Raw genomic sequence first — 17793 nt, 5'->3', positions numbered from 1 at the left:
CCCCGGTGCCGCCCCCCGTGCCGGAGCGCGCCCCGGCGCCGGCGGGCGACCCCCCCGATGTTGGGGGGAGTCCTGGAGGAGCCGGGTAGCCGGGTACGGTGACCCAGCCGCGCCGCGGCTCCCGGTGCTTGGTGGTGAAGTCGAACGGCAGGTACGCCGCCGGGTCGATGCCCGGGTGCCGCCCGACGACCACCGAGCTGTGCAGTTCGGGCGACACCACCACGACGAAGTGCGCGCCGGTCGCCGCCGCCAGTACGTCCTTGACCGGCTGGGCGTCCACCAGCCTGGCCAGGTCGTTGATGGCACCGCTGGTCCAGCGGTCGCCGTGCTTGATCACCGGGCCCATGTGCAGCCCGACCCGCAGCCGCATCCGCAACTCGTCGCGGAATTTGGCGTGGTGGTCCGCGAGCGCGTCCTGGAGCCCGCGGGACAGCTCGCGCAGCAGCACGGTCGGGCTGAGCGTCGCGGGCAGCAGGATCAGCATCCCGTCGCCCCGGTCCTGGACGGCCCGGTCCGCCGGATCGACCCCCGCCCGCCCCAGCGCGAAGTCGGCCGCCTCGTACATCTCCGTGTGCAGCGTGGCCTGGTCGGTGACCGCCCGCAGGCTGAAACCCTCGATGTCCAGCATCACGAGCAGGTAGTTGTGCGGATCAAGCGACACCATGTGCGCGTTCCTCCCGAACCGGGCGGGGCCGGGTGTGCGGGCACCCCGTCGGTTACCTGGATAAGCCCGGCCGACACCCGCGGTCTACGCCACGTGGCGCACAGCGGACCACCTCGTGCGATCCGCCCCCCTTGCCCCGCCGTGCACGGCACCGTACGACGCCTGGATCGAACAGCACCACCGAATAGGCGTTTTCACCCGCGCGGTGCCGACGATCCGTCATACTCGGTCCCCGCCAAGGGAGTTGGGGCATGCCAAGGCACGCGAGAGCGACGAGGGGCGGGCGGATGAGGGCTGCCTCGGGACGGTCGCGGTCAGTGTGGGTGGTCGTGCTGGCCACCGCAGCCGTGGTCTGGCTGCTGGCCCGGCTGATCGCCGACGGCGCTTCCCGGGACGGCACTTCGGCCCCGGCGGCGTCCGCGTCGGCGCCTGCTTCCGGGTCCGGGTCCGCGTCGCCGACCGCCTCCCCCGCCGTGCCCTCGCTGTGGCCGCGGCCCGAGAAGGTCACCCCGCGCGCGGGCTCCGTACCGATCACGGCGACCGTACGGCTTCTGGCGGACGCGAGCACCGACCGGCCCACCCTGGACACGGTCACCCGCGCGCTGACCAGTGCCGGGCAGGTCCGCGTGGAGCAGGGCGGCGAGGCGGCGGCCGGCGACCTGCTGGTGTCCGTCAGCTCCGACGGCTCCCGCGGCGCGCTGACCGGGCTCGGCGTCCCGGGACCCGCGGGGCTGCCGTCCGGCGGGTACGTCCTCGCCACCGGCCGGGCCGGCGGGCGGCCCCAGGCCGTGCTGGCCGGCGCTGACCCGCTCGGCGCCTTCTACGCGGCCCAGACCCTGGCCCAGCTGATCCGCCCGGTCGGTGCCGCGACGGCCGCCCGCGTCCTGCCCGTGGTCACCGTCCGCGACCGGCCCGCGACGGCCGTGCGGGGCGTCGTCGAAGGCTTCTACGGCACGCCCTGGTCCGAGCAGCAGCGCTTCGAGCAGCTCGACTTCGAGGCCCGCTTCAAACTGGACAGCTACCTCTACACCCCCAAGGCCGACCCGTACCTCAGGGACCGCTGGCGCGACCCCTATCCGCCCGCCCGGCTCACCGGGCTCGCCCGGCTCACCGCCCGCGCGCGGGCCGACCACGTCACCTTCGTCTACGCGCTCTCGCCCGGCACCAGCGTCTGCTACTCCTCGGCGCGGGATGTGACCGCCCTTGAGGCCAAATTCCAGCAGCTGTGGGACCTCGGGGTACGGGACTTCGCCGTCCCGCTGGACGACATCGAGATCGGGCACTGGAACTGCCCGGCGGACACGGCCCGTTACGGCAGCGGACACGGCGCGGTCGGCCGCGCGCAGGCCGACCTGCTCAACCGGTTGCAGCGCGACTTCACCGCTACGCACCAGGGGGCGGCGCCGCTGCTCACGGTCCCCACGGAATACGACCAACTGCGGTCCAGCGCCTACAAGTCGGCGCTGGCCGACCGGCTCGACCCGGCGGTGACCGTCGCGTGGACCGGCCCGCTGGTCGTCTCGCCGACCGTGACCGGGGCGCAGGTGCGGTCGGCCCGCAGTCTCTACCGCCACCCGGTGCTGGTCTGGGACAACTTCCCGGTCAACGACTACGTCCCCGGGCATCTGCTGCTCGGCCCCTACGAGGGGCGGAGCGCCGATCTTCCCGCGGCTGCGGCCGGGCTGCTGGTCAACCCGATGAACCAGGCCGCCGCGTCCGACCCGGCGATCTTCTCGGCAGCGGCCTACAGCTGGAATCCGGCCGGCTTCCGGCCGGCCGCGGCGCTGGACGCGGGCCTTGCCGCTCTCGCGGGGGGCGATCCTGGGAAGTTGGCCGCGCTGCGGGCCTTCGCGGACGTCAACCACGACTCGCGGATCAACGGGACGGAGGCGCCGGGGCTGGCCGGGCTGATCGCCGCATACCGGCACGGGCGGGCCGGCGCCGCCCAGGCGCTGCGCGCCAGGCTGGATCTGCTCGCGGGTGCGCCCGCGGCTCTCGGCGCGGTTCTGCCCGGGGCCGGGCCGTGGCTCTCGGCCGCGGCGGAGGCTGCGCGTGCTTGTCTCGCGGCCCTCTCCCCGGGGTCGCCTCGGGTGCGCGTGACCCGTCGCACGGTTCACGACTTCCGCGGGCGCGCGGTCCCGCTCCACATCTCCGATCATGTCCTCCTCCCACTGGCCGCCTCGCCCTGACCCCCGGGTCCCCTCCCGGGGGGTGCCGCTCCCTGCGGGGTGCTCATGCGGTACGTGCTCGCCTGCGGCGCCATCGTGGTTGCCCGCGCCCCCGAGGGGTTGCCGCTTGCGGTGGCCTGTCGCCTGCGGCGGCTTCGTGGCTTGTCGCGCGGTTCCCCGCGCCCCTGGACCGTGACCTCTGCGGCAGAGGAGACGTGCACCTTAGGGGCGCGGGGAACCGCGCGACCGGCCACGACGGACCGCCGGGCGGGGAGGCCGCGTGGGGGTCCGCCGCGGAGTTCCTCACGGCCGTAGGGGGGTGCCACGTGCGGTGCGCTGCCGCCTGATCCGCCGTCCCGGCTGAGCGCGCAGTTCGCCCGCGCCCCGCTGGGGCACGCCTCTTCCGCCCGGGGGAATCGGCTAGGCGGCGGCGTGTTCCAGGGCCTCGAACTCCTCGTCGGTGAGGACGATGCCCGCGGCTGCGGTGTTCTCCTCCAGGTGGGCCACCGAGGACGTGCCCGGGATCGGGAGGACGACGGGGGAGCGGCGCAGCAGCCAGGCCAGGGCCAGTTGGGAGGGCGCCGCGCCGCGGTCCGCCGCGATCCGGGTCAGCGGGCTGTCCTTGCCGGCCAGGGCGCCGGTGGCCAGCGGGAACCACGGGATGAAGGCGATGCCGTGCGCCTCGGCGTAATCGAGGACGGCCTCCGAGGCGCGGTCGGCGAGGTTGAAGCGGTTCTGCACCGAGGCGATGGTCGCGGTGGCGCCGGCCTCCTCGATCTCGGCGACGGTCACCTCGCTCAGACCGATGTGCCGGATCTTGCCCTCGCCCTGGAGCGCGGCCAGCTCGCCGATCTGCTCGGCGACCGGCACCTTCGGGTCGATGCGGTGCAGCTGGAGCAGGTCGATCCGCTCGACGCCGAGGTGCCGCAGGCTCAGCTCGACCTGCTGCCGCAGATACTCGGGCCGCCCGACCGCCACCCACTGCCCCGGGGCGGGGCGGGTGAAGCCGGCCTTGGTGGCGATGACCAAGTCGTCGGCGTAGGGGTGCAGGGCCTTGTGCAGGAGGAGGTCGGCGGTGAAGGGGCCGTAGGCGTCGGCGGTGTCGATGAAGTTGATGCCGAGCTCCGCGGTGCGGCGCAGCACCCGTACGGCCTCGTCCGGATCGGCCGGGTCCCCCCAGACGCCGGGGCCGGTCAACTGCATGGTCCCGTACCCGAGCCGGGTGACGGGCAGGTCCCCGCCGAGCAGGAAGCTCCCTGACGCCAGGGCCGCTGCCGCGGCGGGTTGTGCGGTGAGGTCGGACATGGGGGACTCCCTCAAAGCGACGTTTGTGTTGTCCCCCGCCCAACGCCTCCGGCGCGGACCTGTATTTCCGCTCACCCTTGAGCAGTGGGATGCCCCTCCGCCGGCGCGGGCTCGGGGAGTGCCGACCACGCCGGCGGGCACGCTTCCCCCGGGTCGGGGGTGTGCGGCTCCCCTTCGGCAAGGGGGTGCCCACCGGGGGCGCGGGGAACTGCGCGCCCAGCCGACCACCGGCCGGTGGTCCGGAGCGCACCGAACAGCCCCTCCAGGTCGGTGGCGACCCGCGCCCCGGAGGGGGCTGAGCGCGCCGTTCCCCGCGCCCCTGCGGGCCTGCGGCCCGTCGTCACACGACGGTGAGCGCGGGCGGCGGCACGGCGCAGGACGGCACCGACTATTGACAGCACAGGTTTATCCGCAATACTGCCCGCCGTGGAGCAGCGCACAGGTTCGATCACACCGGCGATACACCCCGCAGGGACCGATCCGGCATTCGTGCCAGGTCTCCTGCCCCCGCGTCCTGCCGCGGACGAGGTGAATGCCTCCGACCCGGCCGAGGACGCCCCGCCCGAGGACGCCGCACCGGACGAAGCGGAGGCCGTCGCCGACACCGCCGTGGACGAGCCGCGCCCGGAAGCGGCGCAGGCGGTGGAGGAAGAGGACGCCGCGGAAGAGGACGAGGACCGGGGCGACCCGCTCTTCGAGGTCTCCGACCGCCGCGCGACGATCCTCGCCGACCGGGTCGGCATCATCTTCCGCCTGGACGACGAAGAGGCGGACTTCACCTGGGACGAGATCGGCGCGGTCGAGATCGACACGCCGCGCTTCAGCAAGCGCTTCGCCGTGACCGTCTACACCGGTCCGCGCCGCTGGTTCGAGGCGCACGTCGAGGCGAAGTCCCGGAGCCTGCTGAAGACCTGGACGGCCGAACTCGACGCCGTGCTCGACACGCACTTCGAGGACCCCGACGCCCCGAAGGCGAAGGACGAGGACCCCGAGGAGCCGGCGGCCGCAGCGGCGGCCGACGAGACCGCGACCGCAGCGGACGAGCCGGCGGGGCCCGAGACGGTGAAGGACGCCGATTCCGACGCCAAGGACGCCGAAGCCGCGGCCAGGGACACGGCCGAGGACGACAGGCCCGGCGCCGAGGCATGACCTGGGGCCGAGGGGAAGACCGGACGGCGTCAAGAGGGCGCCGCCGGCGTTAAGAACACGTATGGAAAAGCCGTGCGGCGCCCCGCGGACGACCCGGGCGCCGCACGCTGACCGAGGCTCCCGCACCTGACCGTGCGCGGCCCCCCGACGGGGCCGCGCGGGCGCGGTGGCGCGCACGGTCGACGGCGACCCGATTGCGTACGCTGACCAGGCCATCCCTCCCCCGGTGGCCTGCCTCACCACGCCCTGTCGCCCGGCGACGGCGCCGCACGACAGGAGCACGGCCATGGCCACCACCGTCCCGGCGGACCGCAGGCGGTTGCGCGCCTGGCTGCTCGAAGGCCTCTCCGACATGGCCAAGCACCAGCACCAGCAGCCGGGCGACGAGGGGCGCGGGGCGGGAGAGGGCCCTGTCGTGCACCAGGGCCAGCGCTGGTGGCGGGTGATGTGCCTGACCGGTGTGGACTACTTCTCGACGCTGGGCTACCAGCCGGGCATCGCCGCGCTCGCGGCCGGGCTGCTCTCGCCGATCGCGACCGTGGTGCTGGTGATCGTGACGCTCGCGGGCGCGCTGCCGGTCTACCGCAGGGTGGCCGAGGAGAGCCCGCACGGCGCGGGGTCCGTCTCGATGCTGGAGCGGCTGCTGTCGTTCTGGCAGGGCAAGCTGTTCGTGCTGGCCCTGCTCGGCTTCGCGGCCACCGACTTCCTGATCACCATCACCCTCTCGGCGGCGGACGCGTCCACCCACCTGGTGGAGAATCCGCACTTCACCGCCAGCCTGGGCAGCCACCAGCTGGTCATCACGCTGATCCTGATCGCCCTGCTGGGCGCGGTCTTCCTCAAGGGCTTCCTGGAGGCCATCGGGGTGGCCGTGGTCCTGGTCGGGATCTATCTGGCGCTGAACGTGGTCGTGGTGGTGGACGGGCTGTGGCACGTACTGACCGCCGCGCACCTGGTGACCGACTGGACGCACGGGCTGACCGCGGAGCGCGGCAATGTCTTCGTGATGATCGGCGTCTCGCTGCTGATCTTCCCCAAGCTCGCGCTGGGCATGTCGGGGTTCGAGACCGGTGTCGCGGTGATGCCGCACGTCAAGGGCGATCCCGGCGACACCGAGGACCAGCCGGCCGGGCGTATCCGCGACACCAAGAAGCTGCTGACGACCGCCGCGCTGATCATGAGCGTCTTCCTCATCGCGACCAGCTTCATCACCACCGTGCTGATCCCCAAGCAGGACTTCGAGACGGGCGGCCCCGCCAACGGCCGCGCGCTGGCGTTCCTCGCGCACGAGTACCTGGGCTCGGCCTTCGGTACGGTCTACGACTTCTCCACCATCGCCATCCTGTGGTTCGCGGGCGCCTCGGCGATGGCGGGCCTGCTCAACCTGATGCCGCGCTATCTGCCGCGCTACGGCATGGCGCCGCACTGGGCGGGGGCGGTGCGCCCGATGGTGCTGGTCTTCACGCTGGTCGCCTTCCTTGTGACCTGGCTCTTCGACGCGAACGTCGACAAGCAGGGCGGCGCGTACGCCACCGGTGTGCTGGTGCTGATGTCGTCGGCGGCCATCGCGGTGACCATCGCGGCCCGCAAGGCCAGGCAGCGGCGGTGGACGATCTGCTTCGGCGTGATCGCTGTGGTCTTCCTCTACACGACCGTGGTCAATGTGCTGGAGCGGCCGGACGGGGTGAAGATCGGTGCCTGCTTCATCGCGGGCATCATGCTGGTGTCGTTCCTGTCCCGGCTGGCCCGCGCCTTCGAACTGCGGGTCACCAGCGTGCGGCTGGACCCGATGGCCGAGCGGTTCGTGCGGGACATCGCCACCCGCAGGGTCCGTTTCGTCGCCAACGAGCCGGGGCTGCGGGACGCCGCCGAATACCGCGACAAGCTGCACCAGATCAGGCTGGACAACGACATCCCGCCGGAGGACGACCTGGTCCTGGTGGAGGTCACCGTGCTGGACGCGTCGGAATTCGAGTCGGCGCTGACCGTGCACGGCAATGTGCTGCACGGGCGCTACCGGGTGCTGTCTCTGGAGAGCTCGTCGGTGCCGAACGCGCTGGCCGCGCTGCTGCTGCACGTACGGGATCTCACCGGCTGCAAGCCGCACATCTACTTCGAGTGGACCGAGGGCAGCCCCTACGCGAACTTCCTGCGCTTCTTCCTCTTCGGCCACGGCGAGGTCGCCCCGGTCACCCGGGAGGTGCTGCGCGAGGCGGAACCCGACCGCGCCCGGCGCCCCCGGGTGCACGTCGGCTGACGCCGGCCTCGCGGGCGCCGTCCAGGGCCTGCGCGGCCCGGCTCAGGCGGCCCCCGCGGGCCTCAGTGGGCTCAGCGCCAGCCGTACAGCTCCTTGAGCCGGTTGACCACCAGGTTGAAGCGGCCCCGGTCCAGGGCGCAGGCCTCGCGGCGCATGCCCTGCTCGTGCAGGCGCAGGACACGGTCGACGTCGACCCAGGAGTCGCGGCCCTCGCGGTCCCAGGGGCCGGCGCCGATCGCGACCCACTCGCGGTCGTGGTCGTGGCGCTTGCTGGAGAGCTGGACGGCCAGCAGCGTGCCGCCCGCCTCGCGGGCCACCACCAGGACCGGGCGGTCCTTGCCCCGGCCGTCGTTCTCCTCGAAGGGCACCCAGGTCCAGACGATCTCGCCGGGGTCGGGGTCGCCGTCGTGGGCCGGGGCGTAGTCGGTACGCACCCGGCCCACCTCGTTCGGGTCGGCCTCGGTGGTGGCGTAGGGGCCTGCGGCGCCGGGGAAGTCGGGGTGGCTGTCGGTAGAGGTCGTCACGGCCCCGACGCTATCGGGCGCTCACCAGCGCTGGTGCACCTGTGCCCTGATCCGCCGGTCGTACAGGTCGCGTACGCCGCTGAGCACCTCGGGCGGCAGGGCGGGCAGGTCCGCGGCGGCGGCGTTGGCCCTGGCCTGCTCGACCGAACGCGCGCCGGGGATCACAGAGGTCACGCCGGGCTGCTGGATGATCCAGCGCAGCGCGGTCTGCGCGGCGGTGGCGCCCTCCGGGGCGAGGGCGGCGAATTCCACCGCGGCCTCAAGACCGGTCCCGTAGTCGACGCCGGAGAAGGTCTCGCCCTGGTCGAAGGCCTCGCCGTGCCGGTTGTACGCGCGGTGGTCGTCGGCGGCGAAGACGGTGTCCCGGGTGTATTTGCCGCTGAGCAGCCCGGACGCCAGCGGCACCCGGGCGATGACGCCGACGCCGGCCCGCGCGGCGGCCGGCAGCACCCGCTCCAGCGGCTTGAGCCGGAAGGGGTTGAGGATGATCTGCACGCTCGCCACACCGGGCCGCGCGATGGCCGCCAGCGCCTCGTCGCAGGTCTCGACGCTGACGGCGTAGGCGGCGATCCGCTGCTCGCCGACCAGGGTGTCGAGCGCGTCGTAGAGCGCGTCGGAGTCGTAGACGGCGGTGGGCGGGCAGTGCAGCTGCACCAGGTCGAGGGTGTCGACGCCGAGGTTGGCGCGGGAACGGTCGTTCCAGGCGCGGAAGTTGTCGAGGGTGTAGTTCTCGGGGCGCTGCTCGGCGCGGCGGCCCATCTTGGTGGCGACGAGGATCCCGGCGTCCGGCCGGTCCTTGAGGTAGCGGCCGATCAGCTGCTCGCTGCGGCCGTCGCCGTAGACGTCCGCGGTGTCGAAGAAGGTGACCCCCGACTCGACGGCGGCGTCCAGCACCGCGATCGCGTCGGCCTCCTTCACATCGCCCCAGTCGGAGCCGAGCTGCCATGTGCCGAGACCGACGACGGACACCGGCCGGCCGGTCCTGCCCAGTACACGCTGTTCCATGGGAGCGATGCTACGTCGCCCCCGCGGGAAGGCCGCAGGTCCGGTCCCCCGTGCGGGGACCGGACCTGCGGCGCGCGGCCTCAGCCGGACAGCCCGTTCAGCGCCCTGTTCAGGTCCAGGACGTTGACCCGGGGCTCTCCCAGGAAGCCCAGGTCGCGGCCGTGGACGTGGTCGGCGACCAGCTGGCGGACCCGCGCCGGGGACAGGCCGCGGGCCGTGGCGACCCGGTCGGCCTGCTCGTAGGCGTAGGCCGGGGAGATGTCCGGGTCGAGCCCGGAGCCGGACGCGGTCAGGGCGTCGGCGGGCACGTCCCGCGGGGCGACCCCGTCGAAGGCGGCGACGTCCTTGCGGCGCTGCTCGATCGCCTTGACCAGGTCGGGGCTGTTCGGCCCGAGGTTGGAGGCGCCCGAGGCCAGCGGGTCGTAGGAGCCCGCAGAGGGGCGCGGCTGGAAATACTCCGGGTCGGGCCTGGCGGCCTCGTCGGCGTCGGCCGGGTTCTTCTTGGGCAGGTCGAAGTCCTGGCCCAGCAGGCTGGAGCCCACGGCCTTGCCGTTCTGGGTGGCCACCGAGCCGTTGGCCTGGTGGTGGAAGGCCGCCTGGGCGACACCGGTGACGGCCAGCGGGTAGAGCACGCCGGTGATCACGGTGAGCACCAGCAGCATCCGCAGCGCCGACAGATGACGGCGGACGGCCGGGGGGAAGTAGTCGGCCATGTCGAACACCTTCTTTCGTGGGTCGGTTCCGCCGGGTCAGCGCAGTCCGGGGACGAACTGGATGATCAGGTCGATGAGTTTGATGCCGACGAAGGGCAGGACCAGCCCGCCGATGCCGTAGACACGGAGGTTGCGGCCCAGCAGCGCCCCCGCCGACGAGGGCCGGTAGCGCACCCCGCGCAGCGCCAGCGGGATCAGCACGATGATGATCAGCGCGTTGAAGATGATCGCGGAGGCGATGGCCGAGGTCGGGCTGTGCAGGCCCATGATGTTGAGCTTGTCCAGGCCCGGGTAGGCGATCGCGAACATCGCGGGGATGATCGCGAAGTATTTGGCGACGTCGTTGGCGATCGAGAAGGTTGTCAGCGCGCCCCGGGTGATGAGCAGCTGCTTGCCGATCTCGACGATCTCGATCAGCTTGGTGGGGTTGGAGTCCAGGTCCACCATGTTCCCGGCCTCCTTGGCGGCCGAGGTGCCGGTGTTCATGGCCACGCCGACGTCCGCCTGCGCCAGCGCGGGGGCGTCGTTCGTACCGTCGCCGGTCATCGCGACCAGCTTGCCGCCGGCCTGCTCCCGCTTGATCAGCGCCATCTTGTCCTCGGGGGTGGCCTCGGCGAGGAAGTCGTCCACGCCGGCCTCCTCCGCGATGGCCTTGGCGGTCAGCGGGTTGTCACCGGTGATCATCACCGTGCGGATGCCCATCCGGCGCAGCTCGTCGAAGCGTTCCCGCATGCCGGGCTTGACGACGTCCTTGAGGTGGATGACGCCCAGCACCGTCGCGGTGGCGGCGCCGTCGCGGTGCACGACCTCGCCGACCACCAGCGGGGTGCCGCCGCCGGCGGCGATGGCGTCGGCCATCGGGCCGACCTCCTCGGTGGGGTGGCCGCCGTTGTCCCTGATCCAGTGCATGACCGCGGAGGCGGCGCCTTTGCGCAGCTCCCGCCGGTCTCCGTCCTCGGCCAGATTCACCCCGCTCATCCGGCTCTGCGCGGTGAAGGGCACGAACTCGGCCTGGCCGCCCACCTCACGGCCGCGCAGTCCGTACTTCTCCTTGGCGAGCACCACGATGGAGCGGCCCTCGGGGGTCTCGTCGGACAGCGACGACAGCTGGGCGGCGTCCGCCAGCTCGTCGGTGGAGGTTCCTCCGACCGGCAGGAACTCGGCGGCCTGGCGGTTGCCGAGGGTGATGGTGCCGGTCTTGTCCAGCAGCAGGGTGTTGACGTCGCCCGCCGCCTCGACCGCGCGGCCCGACATGGCCAGTACGTTGCGCTGCACCAGCCGGTCCATGCCCGCGATGCCGATCGCGGACAGCAGCGCGCCGATCGTGGTCGGTATCAGCGCCACCACCAGGGCGACCAGCACCACGAGGGACTGCTCGGCCCCGGCGAAGACCGCCATCGGCTGGAGGGTGACCACGGCCAGCAGGAAGACCACGGTCAGCGAGGCCAGCAGGATGTTCAGCGCGATCTCGTTGGGCGTCTTCTGCCGGGACGCGCCCTCGACCAGGGCGATCATCCGGTCGATGAAGGTCTCGCCGGGCTTGGAGGTGATCTTCACGACGATCCGGTCGGACAGCACCTTCGTACCGCCGGTCACGGCCGAGCGGTCGCCGCCGGACTCGCGGATGACCGGCGCGGACTCGCCGGTGATCGCCGACTCGTCCACCGAGGCGATGCCCTCGACGACGTCGCCGTCACCCGGGATGATCTGCCCGGCCTCGACCACCACGTGGTCGCCGAGCCGCAGCCCGGCCGCGGGCACTTCCTCCTCCGCGCCGCCGCGGTCGCCGTGCCGCCAGTCGGTGAGCCGGCGGGCGACCGTCTCGGTCCTGGTCTTCCGCAGGGTCTCGGCCTGCGCCTTGCCGCGGCCCTCGGCGACGGCCTCCGCGAGGTTGGCGAAGACCACGGTCAGCCACAGCCACACGGTGATGACCCAGGGGAAGACGCCGGGATCCTTGACCGCGGACGCGGTGGTCAGCACGGCGCCGGCCTCCACAACGAACATGACCGGGTTCCTGGCCATGACCCGCGGGTCGAGCTTGCGCACCGCGTCGGGGATGGACACCAGCAGCTGCCGGGGGTCGAGCAGCCCGCCGGAGACCCGGTGCGCTTCCTGGGGGGCGGCGGCCTCGCCGCCGGACGGGACCGGCTGCGGCCGGTCGGTGGTCAGGGACATCAGTGCAGACCTTCCGCGAGCGGACCCAGCGCGAGCGCGGGGAAGTAGGTGAGGCCGACGACGATCACGATGACGCCGGCGAGCAGGCCGACGAACTGCGGCCGGTGGGTGGGCAGGGTGCCTGCGGTGACCGGGACGGGCTGCTGCCTGGCGAGCGAGCCGGCCAGCGCCAGGACGAAGATCATCGGGAGGAAGCGGCCGAGGAGCATCGCCAGGCCCAGCGCGGTGTTGTACCAGTGGGTGTTGACGCCGATGCCGGCGAAGGCCGAGCCGTTGTTGTTGGCGGCGGAGGTGAAGGCGTACAGCACCTCGGAGAAGCCGTGCGGGCCCGAGTTGAGCATCGAGGCGCGCTCGCCCTTGAGGGACATCGCGGTGCCGGTGCCGATCAGGACGACGGCGGGGGTGGCCAGGATGTAGAGGGAGGCGAACTTCATCTCCCGGGCGCCGAGCTTCTTGCCCAGGTACTCGGGGGTGCGGCCCACCATCAGGCCGGCCACGAAGACCGCGATGACCGCCAGGACCAGGATGCCGTAGAGGCCGGAGCCGGTGCCGCCCGGCGCGATCTCGCCGAGCATCATGTTGAAGATCGCCATCCCGCCGCCGCCGGGCGAGAAGGAGTCGTGGAAGGAGTTCACGGCGCCGGTCGAGGTCAAGGTGGTGGACGCGGCGAAGAGGGCCGAGGCCCAGACGCCGAACCGCTGCTCCTTGCCCTCCAGCATCCCGCCCGCGCTGTGGCCGGCGGCGCTGCTGACGCTGTGCAGCTCGTTGACGGTGATGACCGCCACCGACGCCGCCCAGATCAGGCCCATCACGGCCAGGATCGCGTAACCCTGCCGGTGGTCGCCGACCATCCTGCCGAAGGTGCGCGGCAGTGCGAAGGAGATCACCAGCAGCAGGTAGGTCTCCAGGATGTTGGAGATGCCGTTGGGATTCTCGAAGGGGTGGGCGGAGTTGGCGTTGTAGAAGCCGCCGCCGTTGGTGCCCAGCTCCTTGATGGCCTCCTGCGAGGCGACCGGGCCGCCGGTCAGCGACTGCTTGTCGCCCAGCAGGGTGCCGACCTCGTGGATGCCGTGGAAGTTCTGCACCACGCCGGTCGCCACCAGCACGATCGCGAAGACGAACGCCATCGGCACCAGCAGCCGCACCACGACCCGGGTCAGGTCCACCCAGAAGTTGCCGATCCGGTCGGTGCGCTTGCGGGTGAAGCCGCGGATCAGCGCCGCGACCACCGCGATGCCCACCGCGGCCGAGACGAAGTTCTGCACCGCGAGGCCGGCCATCTGGACCAGGTGGCCCATGGTGACCTCACCGCTGTACGACTGCCAGTTGGTGTTGGTCACGAAGGAGGCCGCGGTGTTGAACGCCTGGTCGGCCTTGACCGGCGCGAAGCCCAGTGACAGCAGCAGATGGTTCTGCAGCCGCTGGAAGCCGTACAGGAACAGCACCGAGACAGCGGAGAAGGCCAGCACGCTGCGCAGGTACGCGCCCCACCGCTGGTCGGCCTCGGCGTCGACACCGGCGAGCCGGTAGACGCCCTTCTCCACCACCATGTGCTTGCCCGAGGCCAGGATCCGGGCCAGGTAGTCGCCCAGCGGGCGGTAGGTCAGCGCCAGTGCCGCGATCAGTACGGTGATCTGGAGCCAGCCCGCGAGAGTGTCGTTCACTAGAACTTCTCCGGGAAGATCAGGGCGAGCACGAGATAACCCAGCAGGCAGCAGGCGACGACAAGTCCGACGGCGTTCTCGGCGCTCACAGCTTCTCGACCCCCTTGGCGACAAGCGCGAGCACGGCGAAGACCGCGATCGTCACAGCGATGAAGACAAGATCGGACATGAGCGGAACACCCCAGGTGGTGACAAGCGGAGACGGGGCCGTTGCGACCCCGCTCCATACGGTCACCCCGGACACGCGTGCGGTCGGCGTTCGTTAACGCTTCCCTGGCGCGGGGGGCGGCGCCATTGACGTGCTCTTGACGGTTTGCAGCGGCCCAGGAGCGGGGTTCGCGGCGGCCGGCGGCACGGTTTGCGGCGGTCCGCGGCGGGCGTACGCTCGAACGTGGCATGAAAGCCTGACAAAGCGGACAGGGGTGCGACGGTGACATGGTTCGGGACGCGGCACGCACCGGTGCGGGACCCGCTGGAGGTCCACGACGACGCCGACCACCGGCGGGCACTGGTGCTCAGCGAGGTGGCGGCCGAGGGCCCGGCGGGCCTCTTCCGCGTACTGCGGCGGGCCGGCTCCGGTGAGGACGCCGACGCGGCCGGCATCCGCGTGTCCGGCCTGATCCGCGCGCTCCCCGGCATGACGATGCCGACCTCCCACGACCTGCTGCTGCGCGCCCACATCCGCGAGTCCGCTCTCGCGGGAGAGCTGACGCCGGGGCAGCGGGTGGCGCTGGTCTCCGTGGTCGACCGGACGCAGCACCCGTACGCGCGGCCGCGGGTCTGAGGCGGTACGCGTTCGAGGGGTGCGCGTCCGAGAGCGCGGGCTCACGACCCGCGCTTCCGGGGTCCGGCCCGCTCAGGCCGCGCGCGTCCGGAGCCCCGGTGCGGCCCGAGGGGGCGCCCGCTCAGAACCCGCAGGTGCGAGGCCTCGGACGTCCGAGGCCCACGCGTACGAGAGGACGCCCCGCTCAAAACCCGTACGTGCGAGGCCCCGGACGTCCGAGGCCCCCGCCTGCGAGGGGGCGCCCGCTCACGACCCGCCCAGGCGGCCCCCGGCCGCTTCAGTCGAGGACCGACACCCGGGTGCGGTGGTGCCGCGGGGCCTCGATCTCGTCCAGTGCCGCCACGGCCAGGTCCGCGTACGACAGATGCGCGGGCCCGGCGTCCGGGACGGTCTCGCCCCCGATGCGGTAGCGCCCCGTCCTGGGGGCGTCGGCGGCCAGCAGGGCCGGCGGGGTCAGCACGAGCCAGTCGACGGACGTCTGCGCCGCCCGGAGCCGGTCGAGGCCCGCCTGGTGTGCGGCGGCGAAGGGCCGGATCCGCGGCGGGAAGGCCGCGGGGTCGTCCATCACCAGCCCGCCCTCCCGGGTCCTGAGGTTCGCGAACAGGCCGACCACGACGAGCCGGGCCACTCCCGTCTCCGCGAGGCCCAGCAGCAGCGCGTCCGCGGCCTTGACGAAGAAGTCCGGGTCGAGGTCGGCGAAGCCCTGCTCGGGACCCGTGAAGGGACTGACCGCGTGCACCGCGGCGAACCGGCCGCGGCCGGCCGCGGCGACCGCTGCGGGGTCCGTGATGTCGCCGCCGGCGAGCTGGACGCCGTCCGCCGTGATCCCGGCGTGCCTGCCGGTGTCCCGGACGACCGCCGTGACCTCGTGCCCGCGGGCGCGGGCCTCGGCGGTGACGGCCCGGCCCGCCCGGCCGCCGGCCCCGAAAACTACGATCCCGCCCATGGATGCCCCTTCCCGGCGGCGACTCCCGCCGCAGGAGAGGGACGGTATCCACGGGATACTGGTTACCTCAACGATACCGGCGCTACCCTCGGCCCATGCCCGAGCCGCTGGACCCCGACATGTTCGACCCCATCTGCCCGTCCAGCGCCCTGCCGGTCCGGATCGGCGACAAGTGGACGGGCATGGTCGTACTGTGCCTGGACCAGGGTCCGCGCAGGTTCACCGAACTGCGGGTGCCGCTGCGCGGGATCACCCCGAAGGTGCTCACCCAGACGCTGCGGGCCATGGAGCGCGACGGCCTGGTGACGCGTACCGCCTACGACGAGAACCCGCCCCGGGTCGAGTACGCGCTGACGCCGCTGGGGCGCAGCCTCTTCCCGCTGATCGCCGCCGCGCGGACGTGGAGCAGGGAGCACCTGCCCGCGCTGCTCGAAGCCCGCGCCTCGGGCGGCGTCCCGGACGACGGGCGCCCGGCGCCTGTCTAGGCCTTGCCATCGAGCGCACTCCAGGGTGTTGGGTGGGCCGCTATGAGATACACGCAGCTGGGCCGTACCGGGCTCAAGGTCGGCCGCCTGGTGCTCGGGACGATGAACTTCGGCTCGGAGACCGACGAGGCCACCGCGCACGCGATCATGGACACCGCCCTGGACGCGGGCGTGAACTTCTTCGACACCGCCAACATCTACGGCGTCGACGGGCACAAGGGGCTCACCGAGGAGATCCTCGGCGGCTGGTTCGCCCAGGGCGGCGGGCGGCGCGACAAGGTCGTCCTGGCCACCAAGCTCTACGGCAACATGAGCAACGACGGCACGCCCTGGCAGCAGCAGTCCTGGCCCAACCACGACCACCTGTCGGCGCTGAACATCCGGCGCGAGGTCGAGGCCAGCCTGCGGCGGCTGGGCACCGACCACATCGACGTCTACCAGTTCCACCACATCGACCGGGCCACCCCCTGGGACGAGATCTGGCAGGCCATCGACGTCCTGATCGCCCAGGGCAAGATCCTCTACGCGGGGTCCAGCAACTTCGCCGGCTGGCACATCGCCCAGGCCAACGAGGCCGCGAGGCGGCGCGGCTCGCTCGGGCTGGTCAGCGAGCAGTGCTTCTACAACCTCGCGCAGCGCACCGCCGAGATGGACGTCGTCCCGGCCGCGCAGTCGTACGGCCTCGGCGTCATCCCGTGGTCACCGCTCAACCAGGGCCTGCTGGGCGGGGCGCTGCGCAAGGAGCGCGAGGGCGGCGGCTCGCGGTCGTCGGTCGGCCGCTCGGCGGCGGGCCTGGCCGATCCGGCGGTCCGCGCGCGGGTCCAGGCGTACGAGGACCTGTGCGACAAGCACGGCCTGGAGCCCGGCGAGGTCGCCCTGGCCTGGCTGCTGACCCGCCCCGCCGTCACCGGCCCGATCGTCGGCCCGCGCACCCCGGCGCATCTTGCCTCGGCGCTGCGTGCGCTGGACCTCGACCTGTCGGGCGGTGTCCTGGCCGCCCTGGACGAGATCTTCCCGTCGCCCGGCCCGTCCCCTGAGGCCTTCGCCTGGTAGCGGCCCGTTCCGGCGGTACGGGACGCCCCTGCCGGGCCGTGCTTGGCCGGGCGCGGCGCCGCCGGGCGGCCCCGTACCGTACGGGCACGCTGAGACGCCTGCCCGCCTTCCTCGGCGCCTGCCTCCTCATAGCGGCGTCGCCGGGTCCGAGCACCATGCCGAGCATCAGGCAGCCGCCGCGCGGCAGGCGGGCCGGATTCCTCACCGTGCTGGGCGACGAGACCGGCGTCCTCGTGCGGGGCGCGGTCGCCGCGCTCGGGCTCACCGCGCTGCTCGCCGCGTCGCAGCTCGCCCACACGCCATGCGGATCATCGGCGCGGTGACGCACGTCGTCTCGCGGGCGGCCGTCCGCGGGCGGCTCGAACAGGTCTCCGGCGGCGTACTGCTGCCGCCCGGGGCGCCCGGGGCCAGGATGGCCGTCGAGAGCTGACCGCCACCGGCGGGGGCGGGGTCAGTGCGCCGCGGGCGTGCCGCGGACCGTGAGGTCGGCCAGCAGGGCGCCGGTGGCCGCGGCGACCGCGTCCACGGCCGCGTCGAAGGCCTCGCGGTTGTGGGCCGCGGGCGCGCGGAAGCCGGAGATCTTGCGGACGTACTGGAGCGCGGCGGCCCGGATGTCCTCGTCGTGTACCTCGGGGGTCATCGGGGGGCGCAGGGTCTTGATGCTTCGGCACATGCTTCCAGTGTGGCGCGCGGGTACGACAACCGGTCCGCTCCAGACTCTTGGCTCACAGCCGCCCCGGTGCTTCAATGCCTTCCATTGGTTAGGAACCTTTCCTAACTGCACAGCCAGCCCCCGAAGTTGGCCGCCCCACCGCGGCCGGAAACGGAGACGCACGTGCACCAGTCCCCCCACACCGCGCCCGCCGGGGGCGCCCGAACCCCCAAACTTAAAACCGGCCCG

At 72.7% G+C, this 17793-nt stretch carries 16 protein-coding genes and 1 pseudogene; 7 read left to right on the top strand and 10 right to left on the bottom strand.

The annotated features are described in order from the left end of the window. On the bottom strand, nt 1-664 hold a 664-nt coding region (locus tag V7E46_RS24820; RefSeq protein ID WP_333770485.1), incomplete at its 3' end, for a hypothetical protein. A 329-nt stretch (nt 665-993) separates the two neighbouring features. On the opposite strand from V7E46_RS24820, the gene V7E46_RS24815 reads away from it, so the two are divergent. Then, complete coding sequence (locus V7E46_RS24815; RefSeq protein ID WP_333770484.1) at nt 994-2853, top strand: beta-N-acetylhexosaminidase family protein; 1860 nt, start codon at nt 994-996, stop codon at nt 2851-2853. A gap of 399 nt (nt 2854-3252) precedes the next feature. On the opposite strand, the gene V7E46_RS24810 is transcribed toward V7E46_RS24815, so the two are convergent. Next, nucleotides 3253-4137: an aldo/keto reductase gene (locus V7E46_RS24810; protein WP_329176640.1), complete on the bottom strand. Its 885-nt coding sequence runs from the start codon at nt 4135-4137 to the stop codon at nt 3253-3255. 489 nt (nt 4138-4626) lie between these two features. Here V7E46_RS24810 and V7E46_RS24805 point away from each other — a divergent pair, with 489 nt between their 5' ends. Both V7E46_RS24805 and V7E46_RS24800 read left to right on the top strand, forming a co-directional pair. Further along, complete coding sequence (locus V7E46_RS24805) at nt 4627-5286, top strand: hypothetical protein (protein WP_333770483.1); 660 nt, start codon at nt 4627-4629, stop codon at nt 5284-5286. Between the two features lie 286 nt (nt 5287-5572). Beyond that, a complete protein-coding gene (locus V7E46_RS24800) occupies nt 5573-7543 on the top strand; it encodes an APC family permease (protein WP_333770482.1) in 1971 nt (656 codons plus the stop codon). 71 nt (nt 7544-7614) lie between these two features. Here V7E46_RS24800 and V7E46_RS24795 read toward each other — a convergent pair whose 3' ends face one another. From V7E46_RS24795 to kdpF, 6 genes are all read right to left on the bottom strand, one after another. Further along, nucleotides 7615-8067 (bottom strand): type II toxin-antitoxin system PemK/MazF family toxin, encoded by a 453-nt coding sequence (locus V7E46_RS24795; protein WP_333770481.1) that lies wholly within the window; start codon nt 8065-8067, stop codon nt 7615-7617. Between the two features lie 21 nt (nt 8068-8088). Beyond that, entirely contained in the window at nt 8089-9072 is a 984-nt protein-coding gene (locus tag V7E46_RS24790) for an aldo/keto reductase (protein ID WP_329176646.1), read from the bottom strand. Nucleotides 9073-9152: 80 nt separating this feature from the next. Next, the gene (gene kdpC, locus V7E46_RS24785) at nt 9153-9785 is read right to left on the bottom strand and encodes a potassium-transporting ATPase subunit KdpC (protein ID WP_333770480.1); all 633 of its coding nucleotides are present in this window, start codon (nt 9783-9785) and stop codon (nt 9153-9155) included. A gap of 36 nt (nt 9786-9821) precedes the next feature. Beyond that, a complete protein-coding gene (kdpB, locus tag V7E46_RS24780; RefSeq protein ID WP_333770479.1) occupies nt 9822-11960 on the bottom strand; it encodes a potassium-transporting ATPase subunit KdpB in 2139 nt (712 codons plus the stop codon). After that, the gene (gene kdpA, locus V7E46_RS24775) at nt 11960-13624 is read right to left on the bottom strand and encodes a potassium-transporting ATPase subunit KdpA (protein ID WP_333770478.1); all 1665 of its coding nucleotides are present in this window, start codon (nt 13622-13624) and stop codon (nt 11960-11962) included. Before kdpA ends, kdpB begins: the two co-directional genes overlap by 1 nt. Then, nucleotides 13624-13713 (bottom strand): K(+)-transporting ATPase subunit F, encoded by a 90-nt coding sequence (gene kdpF / locus V7E46_RS24770; RefSeq protein WP_329176651.1) that lies wholly within the window; start codon nt 13711-13713, stop codon nt 13624-13626. Before kdpF ends, kdpA begins: the two co-directional genes overlap by 1 nt. A gap of 341 nt (nt 13714-14054) precedes the next feature. On the opposite strand from kdpF, the gene V7E46_RS24765 reads away from it, so the two are divergent. Continuing rightward, nucleotides 14055-14408: a hypothetical protein gene (locus V7E46_RS24765; protein WP_333770477.1), complete on the top strand. Its 354-nt coding sequence runs from the start codon at nt 14055-14057 to the stop codon at nt 14406-14408. A 277-nt stretch (nt 14409-14685) separates the two neighbouring features. On the opposite strand, the gene V7E46_RS24760 is transcribed toward V7E46_RS24765, so the two are convergent. Then, a complete protein-coding gene (locus V7E46_RS24760; protein WP_333770476.1) occupies nt 14686-15354 on the bottom strand; it encodes an NAD(P)-dependent oxidoreductase in 669 nt (222 codons plus the stop codon). A 95-nt stretch (nt 15355-15449) separates the two neighbouring features. Here V7E46_RS24760 and V7E46_RS24755 point away from each other — a divergent pair, with 95 nt between their 5' ends. From V7E46_RS24755 to V7E46_RS24745, 3 genes and pseudogenes are all read left to right on the top strand, one after another. After that, nucleotides 15450-15839, top strand: a complete 390-nt coding sequence (locus tag V7E46_RS24755; RefSeq protein WP_333770475.1) for a winged helix-turn-helix transcriptional regulator — start codon at nt 15450-15452, stop codon at nt 15837-15839. Between the two features lie 42 nt (nt 15840-15881). Beyond that, entirely contained in the window at nt 15882-16892 is a 1011-nt protein-coding gene (locus tag V7E46_RS24750; RefSeq protein WP_333770474.1) for an aldo/keto reductase, read from the top strand. An 89-nt stretch (nt 16893-16981) separates the two neighbouring features. After that, a pseudogene (locus tag V7E46_RS24745) lies at nt 16982-17226 on the top strand (LysE family transporter); the annotation flags it as partial. Between the two features lie 117 nt (nt 17227-17343). Here the strand turns inward: V7E46_RS24745 and V7E46_RS24740 are convergent. Further along, nucleotides 17344-17565, bottom strand: coding sequence for a DUF2277 family protein (locus V7E46_RS24740; RefSeq protein WP_333770473.1), 222 nt, complete (start codon nt 17563-17565; stop codon nt 17344-17346). Between the last annotated feature and the right edge of the window lie 228 nt (nt 17566-17793).

The organism is Streptomyces sp. IBSBF 2435 (genome assembly GCF_036815005.1).
GTDB lineage: Bacteria > Actinomycetota > Actinomycetes > Streptomycetales > Streptomycetaceae > Actinacidiphila.
The sequence above is the reverse complement of the archived record's forward strand: the minus strand, read 5'-3'. Positions and strand labels throughout refer to the sequence as shown.

Coding starts and splice junctions, on each gene's coding strand:
- V7E46_RS24750 (WP_333770474.1), top strand. CDS start 15,882: ATGAGATACACGCAGCTGGGCCGTACCGGGCTCAAGGTCGGCCGCCTG.
- V7E46_RS24790 (WP_329176646.1), bottom strand. CDS start 9,072: ATGGAACAGCGTGTACTGGGCAGGACCGGCCGGCCGGTGTCCGTCGTC.
- V7E46_RS24810 (WP_329176640.1), bottom strand. CDS start 4,137: ATGTCCGACCTCACCGCACAACCCGCCGCGGCAGCGGCCCTGGCGTCA.
- kdpB (WP_333770479.1), bottom strand. CDS start 11,960: ATGTCCCTGACCACCGACCGGCCGCAGCCGGTCCCGTCCGGCGGCGAG.
- kdpC (WP_333770480.1), bottom strand. CDS start 9,785: ATGGCCGACTACTTCCCCCCGGCCGTCCGCCGTCATCTGTCGGCGCTG.
- V7E46_RS24800 (WP_333770482.1), top strand. CDS start 5,573: ATGGCCACCACCGTCCCGGCGGACCGCAGGCGGTTGCGCGCCTGGCTG.
- V7E46_RS24755 (WP_333770475.1), top strand. CDS start 15,450: ATGCCCGAGCCGCTGGACCCCGACATGTTCGACCCCATCTGCCCGTCC.
- V7E46_RS24760 (WP_333770476.1), bottom strand. CDS start 15,354: ATGGGCGGGATCGTAGTTTTCGGGGCCGGCGGCCGGGCGGGCCGGGCC.
- V7E46_RS24740 (WP_333770473.1), bottom strand. CDS start 17,565: ATGTGCCGAAGCATCAAGACCCTGCGCCCCCCGATGACCCCCGAGGTA.